At 69.2% G+C, this 18080-nt stretch carries 15 protein-coding genes; 11 read left to right on the top strand and 4 right to left on the bottom strand.

Translation table 11 applies throughout. From position 1 onward, the window contains the following. Window positions 1-6 precede the first annotated feature (6 nt). The 3 genes from G4D83_RS35095 (at window position 7) to G4D83_RS35085 (ending at window position 2513) form a co-directional block, all read left to right on the top strand. Window positions 7-1326 (top strand): PhoH family protein, encoded by a 1320-nt coding sequence (locus G4D83_RS35095; protein WP_163869254.1) that lies wholly within the window; start codon window positions 7-9, stop codon window positions 1324-1326. A gap of 33 nt (window positions 1327-1359) precedes the next feature. Then, window positions 1360-1665, top strand: coding sequence for an HP0495 family protein (locus G4D83_RS35090; protein WP_163869253.1), 306 nt, complete (start codon window positions 1360-1362; stop codon window positions 1663-1665). A gap of 86 nt (window positions 1666-1751) precedes the next feature. After that, a complete protein-coding gene (locus tag G4D83_RS35085) occupies window positions 1752-2513 on the top strand; it encodes an SAM-dependent methyltransferase (protein ID WP_163869252.1) in 762 nt (253 codons plus the stop codon). A 49-nt stretch (window positions 2514-2562) separates the two neighbouring features. Here G4D83_RS35085 and G4D83_RS35080 read toward each other — a convergent pair whose 3' ends face one another. Next, window positions 2563-3657 (bottom strand): diacylglycerol/lipid kinase family protein, encoded by a 1095-nt coding sequence (locus tag G4D83_RS35080; protein ID WP_163869251.1) that lies wholly within the window; start codon window positions 3655-3657, stop codon window positions 2563-2565. Between the two features lie 397 nt (window positions 3658-4054). Between G4D83_RS35080 and dnaK the strand changes: the two genes are divergently transcribed. The 6 genes from dnaK to G4D83_RS35050 all read left to right on the top strand — a co-directional run bounded on the left by dnaK (window position 4055) and on the right by G4D83_RS35050 (window position 12983). Then, window positions 4055-5959 carry a molecular chaperone DnaK gene (gene dnaK / locus G4D83_RS35075; protein ID WP_163869250.1) on the top strand — a complete coding sequence of 635 codons (1905 nt, stop codon included), beginning with the start codon at window positions 4055-4057 and terminating at the stop codon, window positions 5957-5959. Window positions 5960-6326: 367 nt separating this feature from the next. Next, the gene (locus G4D83_RS35070) at window positions 6327-7088 is read left to right on the top strand and encodes an SRPBCC family protein (RefSeq protein WP_240356981.1); all 762 of its coding nucleotides are present in this window, start codon (window positions 6327-6329) and stop codon (window positions 7086-7088) included. 28 nt (window positions 7089-7116) lie between these two features. Next, on the top strand, window positions 7117-7521 hold the full coding sequence (locus G4D83_RS35065) for a thiol-disulfide oxidoreductase DCC family protein (protein WP_163869248.1): 405 nt from the start codon (window positions 7117-7119) through the stop codon (window positions 7519-7521). Window positions 7522-7548: 27 nt separating this feature from the next. Next, window positions 7549-10080, top strand: a complete 2532-nt coding sequence (locus tag G4D83_RS35060) for an AAA family ATPase (RefSeq protein WP_163869247.1) — start codon at window positions 7549-7551, stop codon at window positions 10078-10080. 40 nt (window positions 10081-10120) lie between these two features. Continuing rightward, window positions 10121-12400, top strand: a complete 2280-nt coding sequence (locus G4D83_RS35055) for a vWA domain-containing protein (protein WP_163869246.1) — start codon at window positions 10121-10123, stop codon at window positions 12398-12400. A gap of 16 nt (window positions 12401-12416) precedes the next feature. Beyond that, window positions 12417-12983 (top strand): hypothetical protein, encoded by a 567-nt coding sequence (locus tag G4D83_RS35050; protein WP_163869245.1) that lies wholly within the window; start codon window positions 12417-12419, stop codon window positions 12981-12983. A gap of 68 nt (window positions 12984-13051) precedes the next feature. On the opposite strand, the gene G4D83_RS35045 is transcribed toward G4D83_RS35050, so the two are convergent. Further along, window positions 13052-13933, bottom strand: a complete 882-nt coding sequence (locus G4D83_RS35045) for a DNA integrity scanning protein DisA nucleotide-binding domain protein (RefSeq protein ID WP_163869244.1) — start codon at window positions 13931-13933, stop codon at window positions 13052-13054. Window positions 13934-14058: 125 nt separating this feature from the next. Between G4D83_RS35045 and G4D83_RS35040 the strand changes: the two genes are divergently transcribed. Next, the gene (locus G4D83_RS35040) at window positions 14059-14421 is read left to right on the top strand and encodes a TraR/DksA family transcriptional regulator (protein ID WP_163869243.1); all 363 of its coding nucleotides are present in this window, start codon (window positions 14059-14061) and stop codon (window positions 14419-14421) included. A gap of 72 nt (window positions 14422-14493) precedes the next feature. On the opposite strand, the gene G4D83_RS35035 is transcribed toward G4D83_RS35040, so the two are convergent. Next, window positions 14494-15261, bottom strand: coding sequence for an FHA domain-containing protein (locus tag G4D83_RS35035; RefSeq protein WP_176437580.1), 768 nt, complete (start codon window positions 15259-15261; stop codon window positions 14494-14496). Window positions 15262-15374: 113 nt separating this feature from the next. On the opposite strand from G4D83_RS35035, the gene G4D83_RS35030 reads away from it, so the two are divergent. Further along, window positions 15375-17063 (top strand): serine/threonine-protein kinase, encoded by a 1689-nt coding sequence (locus tag G4D83_RS35030; protein WP_163869242.1) that lies wholly within the window; start codon window positions 15375-15377, stop codon window positions 17061-17063. Between the two features lie 42 nt (window positions 17064-17105). Here the strand turns inward: G4D83_RS35030 and G4D83_RS35025 are convergent. Beyond that, on the bottom strand, window positions 17106-18080 hold a 975-nt coding region (locus G4D83_RS35025), incomplete at its 5' end, for an FHA domain-containing protein (RefSeq protein WP_163869241.1).

Here is an 18080-nt window from a genome sequence, read left to right as displayed (position 1 = left end):
CCCACGATGCGAAAGAACTTCATCCTCGATACCAACGTCCTCCTTCATGATCCGCGCAGCATCTACGCGTTCGAGGACAACAACGTCATCATCCCCATCTACGTCATCGAGGAGATTGATCAGTTCAAGAGAGATCTCTCCGAGCTGGGTCGCAACGCCCGCATGGTGGCGCGCTACCTGGACACGTTCCGCGCGGAGGGCTCGCTGAAGGAAGGGGTGCCCATGCCCAGGGGCGGCATGCTCCGGGTGTGCTTCACGGAGCGCGACCTGCCGCTGTCCATGGCGGACAGCAACCTGATGGACAACCGCATCCTCGCGGTGGCCATCGACCTGATGGAGCAGGAGCCCGACACCCAGGCCGTCTTCATCACCAAGGACACCAACCTGCGCATCCGCGCGGATGCGTTGGGCCTCATCGCCGAGGACTACGACACCGAGCGGGTGGAGATCACCGAGCTGTACACGGGCTTCACCGAGCGGCTCGTCCCCAAGGAATTGGTGGACCAGATGTACAAGCCCGGCGCGGAGGTGGAGCTGCCGGACGTGGACACGCTCTTCCCCAACCAGCTGGTGCTGCTCAAGGACGAGACGAACCCGTCGCACACCGCCATGGGGCGGCTGCACGGCCTGAAGAACCGGCTGGTGCCGCTGCTCCGCCAGAGCAAGGAGGGCACCTGGGGCATCCGCCCGCGCAACATGGAGCAGGCCTTCTGCCTGGACCTGCTGCTCAACGACGACATCAAGCTCGTCACCATCGTCGGCAAGGCGGGCACGGGCAAGACGCTGCTGGCCATCGCCGCGGGACTCCAGAAGGTGACGGAGGAGAACCTCTACCAGAAGCTCCTGGTGAGCCGTCCCATCTTCCCCCTGGGACGGGACATCGGGTATCTGCCCGGCAGCGTCGAGGAGAAGCTCAACCCCTGGATGCAGCCCATTTTCGACAACGTGGAGTTCCTGATGAACCTCAGCCGCGCGGACAAGAAGGCCGGGCGCGGCTATCACGAGCTCCTGGACCTGGGGCTGATGGAGATTGAACCGCTCACGTACATCCGTGGCCGGAGCATCCCCAACCAGTTCATCATCGTGGACGAAGCGCAGAACCTCACGCCCCACGAGGTGAAGACCATCATCACCCGCGTGGGAGACAACACGAAGATCATCCTCACGGGGGACCCGTTCCAGATCGACAACCCCTACGTGGATTCGACCAACAACGGGCTGGTGCACGTGGTCAATCGCTTCAAGAGCGAGAAGATCGCCGCGCACATCACCATGGCCAAGGGCGAGCGCAGTGCCCTGGCCGAACTCGCCGCCAACCTGCTCTAGGCACCCGCGGGTGCCTGTTCGAAGAGACGTGTCATGACGACCGACGGCCCTGGAGATACCCCTCCGGAAGACGGAGAGAAGAAGCCCCTCATCGAGTACCCCTCGGTCTACACCTTCAAGGTGATGGGCCTGCAGGGCCCCGGCTTCCCGGAGCACGTGAGGGACTTGTTCCGGAAGATGATGGGCACCGAAATCTCGCCGGACTCCATCCGCGAGCAGCCCAGCAGCAAGGGCAAGTACCTGTCCCTCAGCGTGTCGGTGTACCTGCTGTCCGAGGAGCAGCGGCGCACCATCTATGAACACCTGAAAATGGACCCCCGCATCGTCTACTACCTGTGACGCCGGACGCGCGCGGCCTCCTCCCCCGGGTGGGAGGCCCGCGCCGTCTCTGGAAGTCCGGGCGGGGTTGGGTATATGAGGAGCCCATGAGCCCGGCAGACTCCTTTCCGCTGTACCACCCCGCGGACGCCCGGCGCGCGTTCAGCTCGGACGACGTGACTCGGCGGTTCGCCAAGGTGGCCCAACTGGAGCCTGGCGCTCGGGTGCTCGTGCTCGGGTGTGGCGCGGATGGCGCCGCGGCGCTGCTGCTGGCCCGGGAGATGGGCTGCTCCGTCGTCGCCGCGGACATGGACGAGTCCCTGGTCTCCGCCGCCCGCGAACGCGTGCGCAACCAGGGCCTGACCGACCGCATCGACGTGCGCGGCGTGTCCCTGGATTCGCTCGGCCTGCCGGATGGAGCCTTCGATGCCATCCTCGTCCAGGGCCGGGTGCTGTACACCCTGCGCGGGACGCTGGCCGCCCTGAGGCCGCTGCTGGCTCGACGAGGGCGGCTGGGGATGACCTTCCCCGCGAGGGTGGGGCGCTTCCTGCCCAAGGCCGCCGCGGAGCTGTGGGAGCGCCGTCTGGGCGCGCCCCTGTTGCTGCCGCGCGAGCTGCTCCAGTCGCTGGAGCTGAATGGCTTCGAGCCGGAGTCGGCGGAGTCGCTGCACGACGTGGAACTCGACGACTACTACCGCGAGGTGGAGGCTTGTCTGCGGCCCACGTCCGGCCCCCAGGCATCCCCGCTGCGCGAGGAGCTGGCGCTGCACCGCGAGAGCAACGGCAAGGCCAGCGTCAGCTACGCCTTCCTGGTGGGACGCCGCAAGGAGCCGGGCGAGAAGCCTCCGGCCTCACGCGACAGGGGCTGAGCGGAAGTGAGGGGAGGGCGGCAATCGCACCGTCCCCCCGCGGCGCGGGCTAGTTCAGCGCGCCGTTGAAGTCGACGAGCTCGATGGACTCGGGCGCCACCGACAGCGACACCTGGTCCCGATATCCGGCCGCGTCGCCGCCCACCTGGAAGGGCATGGGGCGCGCGAAGCGGATGGTGGCCTCGCGGACGTGGAAGTCGTGCAGGCCCTCGGGGAACCAGCGGCCGTTCCACAGCTTGGGCAGGTTCGCGAGCACCTGCGTGGGCGTCACCTGGCCCAGCCGCAGCTGCATGAAGCCGCGCCGGCCACACGCGAAGGGGAACATCCGGAAGCCATAGCCGTAAAAGGGCATGGTGCCCGCGGCGGCCATCATCGTCTTGCCCCGGAAGATCAGCTCGCCAGGGGCCACCGGCTCACCCGTGGGCTGGCCGTCGGGACCCAGCCGGTACGCCTCGCCCGCCTGGCCGTTGACGACCTCGCACTCCACCCACGTCGAGTGCGTCAGGTAGTGCGGCACCGTCTTGCAGGCCACCGCGGAGAAGTACCCGCCGCTGCCGGACAGCATGCTCTTGAAGAGCCCCTTGCCCAGGTTCTCCTTCACCCAGATGTAGTCGTTGAGCACCTTGCCATCCACGCCCAGCCCCGCGAAGGGCGCGCGCTGGCCGTCCACCATCAGCAGGTCCATGGGGCGGAAGCCCGGGACTTCACCGGTGCGGGCGCGCAGCACGTCGTTGAGGATGCCGTCGCCCCGGGTGCCGGAGGCGTTGACGTGGGCGGCGATGCCATTGCCCGTGCCCAGCTTGAGGATGCCGAAGCGGGGCGCCTGCTGACCGGCGAAGCGGCCTCGGGCGCCGACCTGCTGGAGGATCTCGTTGACGAAGCCCATGAAGGTTCCGTCGCCGCCGCCCGTGAAGACCATGGGATAGCCGCGCTCCAGCACCGTCTGGGCGATGCGCCGGCCGTCCAACTGCGAGCGGGAGAGGAACAGGTCCTGCTCCGGCACCACGTGCGACAGGGACTTCACCACCCGGGCATCCACCTTCCGGGCGTTGGCGTTGAGGAGCACCGCGACCTTGGGTTCGACGGACGCGTCCGCCGACGGGGAGCGGCGGAGGTCCGGAGAGCGCAGGGGCTGAACCAGCATGGGGACAGGCTCCAGGGTAGGTGCGGGTGGGGGAACCCGACATCGACGCGCTGCCGCAATGTGCACTTTCATTGCCAACGGGTGACGCGGGGCGTCAGCAGGCGGGCAGGCATGTCATTCCAAGGGGTTGCAGCGTTGGTTGCAGTGCGGAAGGTCGCCCGGTTGCTACCTGGGGGTGGCGGGGGTGTAGAGCGCGTTACGCACCCGTGTCGTGAAGGTGGCGATGGCGTGACGCGGCAACCAGCCTCGTGCGCACTGCGCTACGCACCCGGGAGCATCACCTTGTGTCAGAGGGCCCGACGTCGCCTCCGGTTTGACACAGGGGGGTGGGTGGTTACGTTGGGCATACATCAGGAGCTTTCGCAGAAAACGCAGTTATTTCCGGAGGATACGAACCGTGGGCAAGATTATTGGGATCGACCTGGGCACCACGAACAGCGTGGTGGCGATCATGGAGGGTCGCGAGCCCAAGGTCATCGTCAACGAGGAAGGCAGCCGCATCACGCCCTCGGTCGTCGCGTTCACGAAGGACGGCGAGCGGCTGGTTGGTCAGGTGGCGAAGCGCCAGGCCATCACCAACCCGGAGCGCACCATCTACTCCAGCAAGCGCTTCATGGGCCGGCGGCATGACGAGGTGACCGAGGAGGCCAAGCTGGTCCCCTACAAGGTTGCTCGGGGGCCCAACGGCGACGCGCGCATCGAACTGGACGGCAAGCAGTACAGCGCCCCGGAGATCAGCGCGCAGGTGCTGTTGAAGCTGAAGCGCGCGGCGGAGAACTACCTGGGTGAGAAGGTGACGGAGGCGGTCATCACCGTCCCGGCGTACTTCAACGACGCCCAGCGCCAGGCCACGAAGGACGCGGGTGAAATCGCGGGCCTCACGGTGCGGCGCATCGTGAACGAGCCGACCGCGGCGGCGCTCGCGTACGGCCTGGACAAGAAGAAGGACGAGAAGATCGCCGTCTACGACTTCGGCGGCGGCACGTTCGACATCTCCATCCTGGAGGTGGGCGAGAGCGTGGTCGACGTGCTCGCGACCAACGGCGACACGCACCTGGGCGGTGACAACATCGACCAGCGGATCATGGATTGGCTCATCTCCGAGTTCAAGAAGGACACGGGGTTGGACGTCCAGAAGGACAAGATGGTCCTCCAGCGCCTGAAGGAGGCGGCGGAGAAGGCGAAGATCGAGCTGTCGAGCGCGACGGAGACGGACATCAACCTGCCGTTCCTCACGGCGGACGCGTCCGGTCCGAAGCACCTCAACCTGAAGCTCACGCGCGCCAAGTTCGAGGCGATGATCGATGACCTCATCGAGCGTTCGCTGGAGCCGTGCCGCAAGTGCCTGAAGGACTCGGGCGTGGACCTCAAGGACCTCAACGAGGTCGTGCTCGTGGGCGGTACCACGCGCATCCCGAAGGTGCAGGAAGCGGTGAAGCGGCTGTTCGGCAGGGAGCCGAACCGCTCCGTGAACCCGGACGAGGTCGTCGCCGTCGGCGCGGCGGTGCAGGCCGGTGTTCTCTCCGGCGAGGTGAAGGACATCCTCCTGCTGGACGTGACGCCGCTGAGCCTGGGCGTGGAGACGCTGGGTGGGGTGATGACCAAGCTCATCGAGCGCAACACCACCATCCCCACGCGCAAGTCGGAGACGTTCTCCACGGCGGCGGATGGCCAGTCGCAGGTGGAGATCCACGTGCTCCAGGGTGAGCGCGAGATGGCGAACGACAACCGGAGCCTGGGCCGCTTCCACCTGACGGGCCTGCCGCCCGCGCCGCGTGGCGTGCCGCAGATCGAGGTGACGTTCGACCTGGACGCCAACGGCATCCTCAACGTCAACGCCAAGGACAAGGCGACGGGCAAGGAGCAGAAGGTCACCATCACCCACTCGTCCGGTCTGGCGAAGGACGAGGTGGAGAAGATGGTCGCCGACGCTCGCTCGAACGAGGCGGCCGACAAGGAGCGCCGCGAGCTGGTGGAGCTGAAGAACCAGGCGGAGGCCCAGTCCTACGCCGCGGAGAAGCTCGTCAAGGAGAACAAGGAGAAGCTCACTCCTGACGTGGCGAAGGCGCTCGAGGACAGCGTGGCGGAGCTGAACAAGGTCCGCGAGGGTCAGGACAAGGACGCCATCAAGTCCGCGCTCGAGAAGCTCCAGGCCGCCAGCTACAAGGCCGCGGAGGAGATGTACAAGGCCACGGGTGGTGCGCCGGGTGGCGAGCCTCCTCCGGGCGGCGGCGCTGCTCCCGGGGCTCAGCCGGGCGCGAAGAAGGACGACGTGGTGGACGCCGAGTTCCGCCAGTCGTAGCCCCCAGGGCCCCGTGAGGCCCGGGTGGTGAAGCAGAGGGCCGGTGCTCCCGCCACACGCGGGGCGCCGGCCCTTCTGCGTTTCCGGGCCCGAGGCTCCAGGCTTGGAGTTGGGGGCCTCGGGATGTTCCGAAACGCTGGATGGCCGTATGCGAGGCGGGACGAGGGGTGGGCGGCAAGGGGTTGAGGGGACTGGGACGCGTGTTGGTGATGGGGATGCAACGGGGCGGGGGCTCCACGTCTTCGTGTGAGGTGCCCGCATGACTCGCGTCGCGTCCCCGCTGTCCTCCGCCACATCCCTGCCTGTCGAAGGCGAGGTCGGGGCGGCTTCCCTCGATTCCGTTCCCGCCCGTGGCACTCCGCCTCCGATGAAGGGCACTTCGGCCAGCACGCTGGAGGTGTTCCAGGGCCAGGTGCCCGGAGGCTCGGGAGGCTTCCTGGTGCCGGGGCCTCGCTGTGGGCCCAGGACGGGCGGGTCGAACGACTTCGACTTCGCGGTGGGCGGCTCGTTTCCTCCTCGGCCCATGGGGAGCGTTCGGGAGCAGATGAAGCAGGGCGCCTTCACGCTGGCGCAGTCCGAGGCGGCCACCGCGAGCCTGGCGTTGAGGGGCGGAAGCGTGGTGGAGGCCTATGCACGGGGGCACCTGCGGCTCCTGGAGCCCAGCCCTCCCATCCAGGGGGCGTCCACGTCCCTGACGGACTACACCAGCGCGCTTCCCGGTGTTCCACCGGAGGCGGCCTGGGCCTACTTCGTGCGCAACCCCGGGCCCGTGTTCGAGTCCGCGGGCATCCGCCTCCAGCCGCCCACCGGGACGCTGGCGGATGGGGCGAAGGTGTTCCTGGAGGAGAAGGGGCCTCCTCCGGTCTGGGCCCCCGTGGCGTTCCAGTTGGAGGCCAAGACGCTCACCGTGCACATCACCACCCTGGACGGGCACCCGCTGCGGGGGACGAACCGCTTCGTATTCGAGGAGGATGGGGCGGGTGGAACGCGACTGCGCCAGTACTCGGCCTTCCAGGGCAGCTCACCCGCGACGACGGTGGGTCTCAAGCTGATGGACCCCATCGAACGGCAGCATGACATCTGGCGCGGTGTGCATGCGCATCTGCATGACACGCTCGTATCCCGCTGACATAGAACCCAGGGTGGAGGTGACGCGGATGGTGCTGAGGACGACGCCGCCGGGAAACGATGTGATCCTCTACGACGGGCATTGCCGCATCTGCAGCGGCGCGGCCCGCGAGTTCCAGAGGATGCTGGGGGGCCGGGGGACGCAGCTTCGCTCGTTCAGGGACGAGGGCGTGTTGGAGGCCTTCCCGGGCATCAGCGCGGAGCGGTGCGAGAATGCCATGCAGCTCGTCCAGGCGGATGGGCGGGTGCTGGAAGGGGCGGAGGCCATCATCAGGGCGCTGGGCAGGCACCCCTTGGGTCGGCTGCTGTACGTCTATTACGTCCCCGGGCTCCGTCAGCTCTCGGACGTGCTCTACCGGGCCTTCGCCCGCTACCGGTTCAAAATCGCCGGCCGGACCTGTTCGGACGCGGGTTGCGCGGTCCACTTCAAATAGACAGAGGGCGGCGGGTAGCATGGGTTCGTGCAAGCCCATCCGCCGCCCTATCTCCAGGCCGCTCGCGCCTTTCGCCACTTCTTCAGTGAGCTGCGGGACGTCTACCTGGAGCGAGAGACGCTCTTCACGCAGCTCGAGCTGGCCCTCCTGAGTCGGGAGCATGTGCTGGTGATTGGGCCCCCCGGGACGGCGAAGAGCGCCATCGCCAGCGCGGTGCTGGGGCGCATCATCGACGAGCACACCGGCCAGCCCTCGCTGTTCTCCAAGCAACTCGCCGAGTCCACCGTGCAGACGGACCTGCTGGGCCCCGTGGACTTCAAGGTCCTGACGGAGACGGGGCGCACCGAATACCTCACCGACGAGGGCATGCTGGGCTCGCAGCACGCGTTCCTGGATGAGATCTTCGACGGCCGGGACATGCTGCTGCGCTCCATCCTCAACGTGCTGTTCGAGCGTGAGCTGAAGCACGGCCGGCGGGTGACGGCGGGGCGCACCGAGTGCGTCATCATGACGAGCAACCGGTATCTCTCCGAGGTGCTGGCGCGCTCACCCGAGCTGTTGCTCGCCTTCGCCGACCGGCTGAGCTTCATCAGCTTCGTGCCCAAGTCCTTCGCCCGGAAGGAGAGCCGCGCGGCCATGCTGCAGCGCTTCGCGCAGGGCGCTCGGGCGGACCTGCGGGCCCCGCTCTCGTTGCAGCAGGTGGACCTGTTGCAGGACGCCGTGTCGAGGGTGAAGGTCCCCAGTGAAGTGCTGGAGGGCGTGGAGCTGTTGGCGGAGGCCCTGGAGCGGGCCCTGACGGCGCAGGTCTCCAAGCTGCCCGACTACGTGCCCACGAAGTACTTCTCCCAGCGCTCCGCCGTGAAGGCGCTGTGGGCACTGAAGGCCGCGGTGGTGAGAGATCAGATCTACCGGCGGCCGGAGCGACCGCTGGAGGCCACCGTGGAGGACCTGGACGCGCTGCGCTGGTTCTTCCTGCTCGGCGGTCCCCCGTCGGCGGAGACGGAGGCGCTGCTCAAGTCGGTGGTGGATCCCCGAGAGCGTGCTCAGCTCGAAATCGTCCGGCTGGAGCAGCGCACGTTCGACGAGGTCATCGCGAAGGTGCGGCAGGACTTGGGCGGGGGACAGGAACGCGAGGCCCAGTCGCTGGGCTCGTCCGACGAGGCGTCGGCGGTGGAGGCGCTGTCACGCAACTGGCAGCCGTCCATCGCGTCCACCTCGGCGCGCGGCCTGCTGACGAAGCTGGTGCCCGGCCCTCGCCATCCTCAGAACCGCGCCCCGCTGCTGGTGTCCGCCCGGGCGCTGGTGGCGGCGATGGACCAGCGGCTCGCGCGAGGCCTGGCGGGACAAGGCGAGGGGCGGGGAGGGCTGGCCCTGCTGACCTCGTTCCAGGACGTGCTGGAGCTGTGCCGAGTCATCCCCGAGCTGAAGGTCGGTCTGGCTCCACTGGGCGAGTCCACCGCGCGCTTCCTGGATGGGGCGCTGGAGATGATTGCCCTGACCGCGGAGAGCGCGGACTTCGAGGAGGGCCTCAAGCTGGAGGGGTTGGTGGGGCTGGCGGACAACCTGGAGGAGGAGCTTTCCAGGACCGCCGACCTGGTGGGCATCCTCGGCGAAGGTGCCCCCGTGGTGGTGGAGCGGCTGCGCAAGGCGGAGGCCGACGCGCGAAAGCGGGTGGTGGGTGCGTTGCGGCGCCGGGCGACCGTCGCGTTCCAGGGGACGTCCGCTCGGGGCCGCAAGGAGCCGCTGGAGACGCTGGCGGCGGACTCGCGGCGGCTGTCCCAGTTGGAGCAGTCGCTCGTCGCCTTGGACCCGACGCAGCGGAGCTTCAAGGAGGAACTGCTGCTGCCCCTGGGCCTCGCGTATGCGCGCGAGGTGCTGGCCTCCACTCCGTTTGACCGCATCGAACAGTATGGGCGCGCGGTGCAGGCCGTGGCGGAGAACCTCCGGCGCGAGGGCCTGCCCGTCGACGTGGTGATGGGGGAGTGTCAGGGCATCCTCGACGGTCGGCTCCGCGAGCACGCCCGCCACCTCACGCGCGATGGGACGGCCCCGTCCCCTCCGGCCGCCTCCGTCCTCAACGGCGATGCCTACGTCTTCTACCGGGGAGAGTTCTCCACCAAGGCGCCGGATGGCGAGCTGGCGGCGTTGCTGGGCCTGGATGGACAGCTCGCGTTCACCCGGGGAGGCTCTGCCTCGGCCTTCTTCTCCGAGAGCGCCCGCGCGGCGGTGGCCCAGGCGGAGCTCACCTTCATCCACACGCGCGTGAAGTACCTGCGAAGCTGGCTCACGCAGCTCCTCACCTCGCTGCCGACGCCCGAGTCCTTGACGGAGCGGCCCGACGTGGAGCGCACGGTGGACCGCCTGGTGCGCAGTCGCTTCCCGTTGCTGGCCTTGAAGGAAGGGGAGCTGGTGCGCCTCAAGGGCGTGCTGTCGCTGCTCGCCGCCATTCCAGGCGACGTGGGCGAGAGCGCGCAGCGGCTCGACGTTCAACTGCGAGGCATCGACGAGGACTTCGGACGATACAGCCGACAGGTGCTGGAGCGGCGGTCCGCCGCGTGAGCACGCCCTCGTCGGATAGGGCGCGGAGGGACGGCTGAGCATGCTCTCCCGGCGGCTCACGGACTTGAGACGGCGCCTGGATGCGCTCCGCCAGCCGGTACCTCCAGCGAGCGGGCCGCGCTGGTGGACCTTCGGCCGCAAGGTCACCGGACACGGCGACCTGGCCCTCCCCGTGCTCGCGTTGCTGGACCGGGAGCTGGACAAGGTGGGCGTCCACACCTCCGCGGATGCGCAGTTGCTGCGCGAGCTGGGGGCTCGTCGTGGGCTGGCGGGGGCCTTGTCCCAGGGGCTCCGGTCACGGGCCGGGCAGGCCCTGCAAGAGATGGAGGAGTGCGTGGAGCGCGTGGAGCGCGCCTGGCGTGCGGGAGTGATGCCGCCAGGAACCGTCACGGTGATCGAGCGCGCCTTCGTCCAACTGGCGCGGGCCGTGAAGGTGGCCGACGTCTTCGCCCGTCCGCCGTCGGCGCCCGTCGATGACGACGAGGACTTCGTCGCCTTCGAGCGCCCGGCTTCCGCGCGGAAGCAGCGGCCGCCCAGCAGCTCCCGGATGGCCGTGGCCGAGTACTTCGCGCTGCGCGCCCAGGAGAACGTCGTCGACGTCGTGCAGAAGCGCAGGGATCTGGACCTGGCCCACGAGATGTTGCTGCGCCTGGGCGCGGACCATGACCGCGAGCGCGGCCTGCCGTTGCGCCGCGAGGTGGCCGAGGCCCGCGAGCGCACGCGCGCCGTGCCGGCCGTGCGCTCCCTGGAGGAGTTCCTGCGCCACGTGCGTCACGCGGCCCGACATGACCCTCAGGCCGCATACCGTTCCCTGCGTGGCCTCTATGAGCGTGCGCTGGAGGCGGGGGACCTGGAGCTGGCGGCGTCCGCGCGCTCGGCGCTGGAGCCCCTGTTGCCCTCCCGCGCCCACCTGACGGACCTGGTGGAGCGCGCCGAGCGAGAGGCGCTGGCCCACTGGTTCGGTGAGTCCGCGCCCAAGGAAGCGCGGTCAGAGACAGCGGCTCCTCGCCCGGACGAGCTGCTGGCGGACCTGGCGTTCTCGCTGCGGCCCGAGCAACTCGCCACCTTCGAGCTGGCGGCGGGGTGTGCCCGCTACTTCGATGTGGAGGACGCGCTCTCGGAGGAGATCGTCCTGGCGGAGACCCAGGTGTCACGGCCCGTGCCCCGGCGCGTTCCCTATCCCACGCAGACCATGACTTTCGAGGTGACGGGCGGCTTGCACGAGGTGAACAACTTCGTGCTGACGGACCCCCGGATGCTGCTCAGGGACCTCGCGGCCAACCGGCAGCTGGTGCGCGCCTATCTGGAAGAGGCGCCGCCGCCGCAGTCGAAGAAGGTGAAGCGCACCGCCGTGCGCGTCTATGTCTGCGACGCCTCCGGTTCCATGCACGGCGCCAGGGCTCGCTTCCGGGACGCCCTCATCATCGCCGAGCTGAACAACCTGCGCGTCAAGGCTCGACGAGGGGAGACGTTCGACCCGCTCTACTTCAGCTTCTTCAACGACGTGCCCACCGAGCTGGCCCGCGTCGACACCGCCACCGAGGCCACCCGGCAAATCGAACGACTCTTCCGGGACTCGCCGGCGGAGGGCCAGACGGATATCTCCCTCGCGTTGATGTCGGCCTTCGACTCCATCCGCGCCGCGCAGGGAAGGGACCCATACCTCGCCCGCGCCACCGTCGTCCTCGTCACGGATGGAGAGGACCGCGTGGACCTGGACCTCATCCGCCGCACCCGCGCGCCCATGGGCTCGCTGGACATCGCCCTGAGCTTCATCTCCCTGGGAGAGGAGAACCCGGACCTCCGCTCGCTCGTCCGCGAGCAGCGCGCCTCCGGCATCCGCGCCTTCTACCACCACCTCTCCGACGAGGAGATTCAGTGGGCCCGCACCGAGTTCGACACGCCCTGGCGCACGCTGCTGCCCCGGGATGTGCCCGCGACGCCGGACGCACTGGACAAGCTCGCGCCGCACCTGGAGGCGCTGGAGCGCGTCGCCACCGGGCGGAACACCGTGGCCCCCGTCGCCGTGGAGGCCTCGTTCGAAGCCCTCTTCCCTGAAGCTCCGCCGCGCCCCGAGGGCGGACAGGTGCCCGGCCCCGACGTTGTGGGACGCGTGGTGGACATCCTCGGCGCGCTCGTCGAGGCCGCCTCGCTTGCGCCCGCCGACAAGCGCGCCACGGAGAGCGTGGTGCTCCTCCAGCACCTGCTGGCGGTGTATGGGCTGACCCCGGCGCGGTACCTCGCCGCGCTGTCCGTGGGAGGACCGTCGGTGGCGGACGCGCTCACGCGGGTGCGGCTGTTGTGCCGGCCCTTCGGCTAGGCTTGCGTCCAACGCCATGTTCTTCGGCCTCTGGAAACGGAAGAAGGAGCGCGCCCGTCCGGCGGACCCGCTCGTCGCCTTCGACGAGCTGCTCGAGAACCTGGACCGACAGGCCGCCGAGCTGCGCAAGTCCGCGGCCACGTTGCTTGCCCTGAAAGGGGACCTGGCTCGCGCGGTGGAGCGCTACTCGCGCCGTCTGGACGAACTGGCCTCGCGCCATGCCACCGCCGCGTCGCGAGGGGACTCGAAGGCCGTGGCGGTGCTCACGAAGGACCGCACGCAGGCGGAGGCCCTGTTGGCCACCACCCGCGAGTCGCTGGAGCGCGCGGACTCGGACGGCAAGCTGCTGCTGGAGGCCGCAGCGGAGCTGGGAGACCGGGTGGAGGAGCTGCGCCGCGAGCGGGAGAGCGCCTCCGCGCGCCTCACCCTGGGCGGCATCGTCACCGACGCGCTGAAGGAGCAGGTGGCCCGCTTCGAACATGCCCTGGTGGTGGACGCGGCCCGCGACGAGGTGGAGCGCGCGCACGCGCTGGCGGAGGTCTACCGCGAGGAGCGCCAGGTGAAGGTGGAAACGGCGGACTGAGCTTTCGCGCTCAGGTGCGGCGCGCCGTCTGGTTCAGCGCCAGGACAAGGCGGACTGAGCTTTCGAGCTCAGGTGCGGCGCGCCGTCTGGTGCAGCTCCAGGACGATGTTGCCGCCCTTGAAGAGGCGCACCGCGCCGGACGTCTGGCTCACCACCAGCGCGATGCAGGCCGTGGAGGAGGTGATTCCCGCGGCGGCCGCATGCCGGGCACCCAGACCGAGCGGAATCTTCACCAGCTCGTCCTGCGCGGACAGGTAGCGTCCGGCCGCCAGCACCACGCCGTCCTCGCGGATGATGAAGGCGCCGTCCAGCACCGAGAAGTTCTTGATGGCTTCCCGAATCTTCGGGTCCAACACGTTCCGCTCGGCCTCGGACAGGCCCTGGAACGGGTTGATGGTCATCTGCCGGCTCTTCTCCAGCACCGTCGTGTGGTCGCCGATGGTGATGATGGTGCCGATGGGATGGCCCTCGAAGCCCTCCTGGCCAATCTGGAGCGCCAACTGGATGAGCGCATCCACCACCTGGGAGTTAAACTCCTCGCCCAGTTTCACACCCTCAATCGCGAGCCGATCATCCAGCGAGCCACCAATCCGCATCTGCATCAGGGTATCGGGAGCCCGACCCACACGGCCCGTCATGCAGAGCACCAGGTCGCCTTCCTTGAACGCGCCCTGCGAGAGCGCGGAGACGAGGGCGACCTTCACCCGCTCGGTGCGGGAGTAGTCGTAGGCGGGGATGACGAGCGCACGGACCTTTCGAAGCAGGTGCTCCTGTGCCAGCTTGTCCAGCGTCACCGCATACACGAGCTTCTTGCGAGCAGGCCGGCCCCGGAGTTCCTCGGGAGGGATGGGCGTGTCACAGATGTAGAGGAAATGATCCACATCGCTCTTGGCGGCCAGCGAGAGGGCCGAGCGCAGGAACTCCCGATCAAACTTCGTGTTCTCGCTCAACCGCCCTCCCATTCACCCGCAGTCGTGACTGGGTCAGCTTGACACCGACGGCTCCCTGAATAAAGCTTTCGGGCCCTTTTTTTGGGGGACAGGGCCCAAAACCCTCGCGCACTGGAGCGAAGGCTGTGAACCAGAAAGATCTCAAGCGTTACAAGAAGATGCTCGAGGACAGCAAGACGAGCCTGCTCGAGAACGCCAAGAAGACCCTGCTGGAGGAGGCGAGTTTCGACACGGACGACCTCCCCGATGAGATCGACCTGGCGTCTTCCGAGTACGCGCAGTCGATGCAGTTCCGACTGCGGGACCGGGAGAAGTTCCTGCTCACGAAGATTGATCGGGCGCTGGCCCGCATCGAGGACGGCACGTTCGGCATCTGCGAGCGTTGCGAGGAGGACATCTCCCCCAAGCGGCTGGAGGCACGTCCGGTGACGACGCTCTGCATCCGCTGCAAGGAGGAGCAGGAGAAGAAAGAGAAGTCCTACGGCTGAGGTCGTGGGGGCCCAGGGCCGCGCGGGAGTTCCCCGTGCGGCCCGGGCGCGAGTACCGGGGAGGGTGCCGCTTCAGGCCAGCGGCGCCTGGATTTCGACCCGGAGCAGCTGCCGGCCGATGAGGTAGTGGTCCCCGTTGTCCACGAAGGTCGGGCCGGCCAGGCGCATGAACGTGCCGTTGGACGAGCCCACGTCCCGCACGGTCAGCCGGTCCTGGCGGACCTGCAGCACCGCGTGACGTCCGGAGACGAAGCCGTCGGTGGGGAAGGTGAGGTCGCCCTGCTCGCGTCCCAGCAGGTTGTCGCCCTCGCGCAGCGGATACGCCGCGCCCCGGAGACCGCCCTCCAGCAACTGGATGAGCCGCAGGCGGTAGCCGGGATCCGGCGAGCCCCAGATCTGCGTCCCCCCGGGACCTTGCGTCGCGGTGGGGATGGGCTCCAGCACCAGCCGCTGGCGGCCCAGGCGCAGCTCACCGCCGGGGGACAGCTCCCGCTCCTGGCGCAGCCGCACGAAGACGCCGTTGGCGCCGCCCACGTCTTCCACCGCCAGCCTGGAGCCGGAGAAGAAGAAGCGCATCTGGACGGGCATGATGAAGGGGTCGTCCGGGAGGGAGATCTCCCCCTGCTGGCCGCAGGTGAGGGTGTCTCGCTGCATGCGGACGACGGACTCGGGGCCTCCGTCGGCCCGCACCACGCGGATGGAGACCTGGGGGCGCGTGGACAGGCTGGCCACGGCCATGACCATCGTCCCGGAGCGCAGCGGTGAGCCGCACGCTCGGCAGACGGTGGCATCCCGGGGGTTTTCGGCGTCGCAGCGGGGGCAGTATTCCATCGCTTCCATGAGGGCTCCGCGTTTCTACCAGGGGTCAAGCACGGTTGCTCGTCTTGCGAACGGCTTGCTCAGCACCCGAGCGACGTGGTGAACTCCGCCCCCCACCCTTCGGGGAAGTTGACTTGCACTGCCCCTCCTGCGGCGCTGACGCCCAAGAATCCTCCCGTTTCTGCCCGGCCTGCGGCGCGACACTCGTGCGCGCGCCGGATGCTGACGACTACGTCGGCCTGACGATTGCCCAGAAATACCGGGTCGAGGCCCTCATTGGCGAGGGCGGCATGGGCCGCGTGTTCCGAGCCCGGCAGATCTCCCTCGACAAGGTGGTGGTGCTCAAGGTCCTCCGGCACACGCTGCTGTCGGACGAGCGCACCGTGGCGCGCTTCCAGCGCGAGGCCAAGGCCGCCAGTCGTCTGAACCACCGCAACTCCATCAGCGTGCTGGACTTCGGCCAGGCCGAGGACGGCGCGCTCTACATCGCCATGGAGTACGTGGCGGGGCAGGACCTGCACCAGATTCTCAGCCGCGAGTGGCCCCTGGGCGAGGGGCGCGTGGTGCGCATCGTCAGCCAGGTGCTCGGCGCGCTGTCGGACGCGCACGGCGCGGGCGTCATCCACCGGGACCTCAAGCCCGAGAACATCATGGTGGAGCAGCGGCGCAACGAGCCGGACTTCGTCAAGGTGCTCGACTTCGGCATCGCCAAAATCACCGACTCCACCGACGACGGTCCCGCCCTCACGCGCGCGGGCTTCGTCTGCGGCACGCCCGAGTACATGTCCCCGGAGCAGGCGCGCGGCGCGACGCTGGACCACCGCTCGGACCTGTACGCCGTGGGCGTCATCCTCTACCAGCTCATGACGGGCCTCCTGCCGTTCGAGTCGGACTCGGCGGTGGGCTTCGCCACCAAGCACCTCACCGAGGAGCCGCCGCCCCCCACTCGGCGCCGGCCCGACGCGCGCATCTCCCCGGCCATGGAGCGGCTCATCCTGCGCACGCTCTCCAAGAGCCCGGATGACCGGCCCGCCAACGCGGAGGCGTTTCGCGCGGAGTTGATGGCGGTGGAGAAGGAGCGGCGTCGCACGGAGTCGCCCTCGCGGCGCCCCCAGCCGTCGGCGGTGCTCGCGCCGCTGCCGCGCAAGTCGTCCACCGGACGCAACGACGACGCCACGGCGCCGGAGTGGGGCAACGAGATGACGGTGGAGGCCACCGTCCGAGCGCTTCCGGACGTGCTCTCGCCGCTGCCCTCCAACGCCGACGCCATGCCCGCGACGCGGGAGAAGACCGACTCCATCATCCCCACGCAGCCCGGGGTGGGCGGCGGAGGGCTGGGCTTCTTCTTCAAGTCGCTCACCGTGCTGCTGGTGCTCGGCGCGGGCCTCTTTTTCACCTACTTCTATTACTTCAACGGCGGCGGGAAGACGGGCCCCATCTCCCCCTTCGCCATTCCGCGCAACGCGCCCGTGCCCGGCAAGGTGAGCACGTCGGCGGGCGACGCCGAGCAGCAGCTGTACGAGAAGCAGATCCTCGCGACGAACCGCAACCTGGAGGAGTCCCGCATGCACGTGCAGGCGGGAGATCTCGCGCTGGAGCGCGGAGACGCGGGGCTCGCCATTGCCAAGTACCGCGAGGCCTTCGAGAAGAACCCGGACCCGGAGCTGGCCCTCAAGCTGGGCGAGCTCTACTGGCAGAAGGATCAGCTCGAGGAGGCGCGCGGCTGGTGGTCGCGGCACCTGCGCGATGTGGCGGACTCGAAGGCCCGCGCCCTCATCGAGCAGCGCCTGGGTGGCGCGGTGGCCCGTCCGTCGAGCCCGTAGCGCGCGTGCCGGGCGAAGTGCCCATGCGCTCGCGCTGACTGACTAGCCGAGTGTCTCCACCTGGAGCACGTGCTGGCCCAGGCGGACGCGGTCTCCCGGACGCAGGGGACGCTCCTCGCCCGCGGGGATGCGCACGTAGGTGCCCAGGCCGCCGGACAAGTCGCGCAGGAGCGCTCCGGTGGGAGTGGGGGACAGCTCGCAGTGGCGACCGGCGAGGCCCTCGTCTCCCGGGAAGCTCAAGTCACAGTGCGCCTGTCCCAGCGTGAGCAGCGGGGCGGCCGTCACCACCGCGCGGCCTCCCCGGCCACCGAAGATGACCTCCTCGACGCCGTACACGGCCTGGCCCAGTGGCACCGGGGCACCGTAGACGAGGGGACGACCGGGCACCGGCACGGGCGTCTCCAGCCGGCCCGTGAAGCGGAACAGCCGCTGCCCCGCGCTGAAGTGGGTGCGCGCGGTGATGGCCTCCGTGCCCGCCACCGTGACGAACACGCCCGAGGCGCTGGACTCGTCTCGCACGAAGAGCGCGCCGTCCTTCACCAGGAAGGTGGCATGCAGCGGCGACACGAAGCCGTCGTCGGGGAAGAGGATGGCGCCGCGCTGGCGGCCGACGACGCAACCCGTGACAGGCAGCTTGTAGCGCTGGCCTCGAGTCGAACCCGCGATGACCGCCAGGCCGAACCGCGACGCGGCGGGGGCGGGACGGGGGGCGGCGACGGGAGGGGCCGTGGCGCCCGTGCGGCCGGGCAGGGCGGCATCCGGCACTGGAGGCGGCGGCCGGGTGTTGGCGGGCCCCGCTGGCGCCGAGCCCCGGGGAGCCAGGGAGGGCGGAGTCGCGGGCTGGCGGGTGCTGGCGGGCCGCTCCACCATCATCCCGGCGGCGGCCGTGGGGGGCGGCGTCCGAGCCGAGGGGCGCATCCCCGGAGGGATGGCGCTGGGCGGGGGCGGAGTGACGGGGGGGCTGGCGGGCTCGCCCGTCTTGGAGGCGGGGCCCGGGAAGGAGGCCACCGCGGCGGG

The sequence above is a fragment of the Myxococcus eversor genome (genome assembly GCF_010894455.1).
GTDB classification, from domain to species: Bacteria; Myxococcota; Myxococcia; order Myxococcales; family Myxococcaceae; genus Myxococcus; species Myxococcus eversor.
This window is presented reverse-complemented; position numbering and strand designations above follow the sequence as displayed.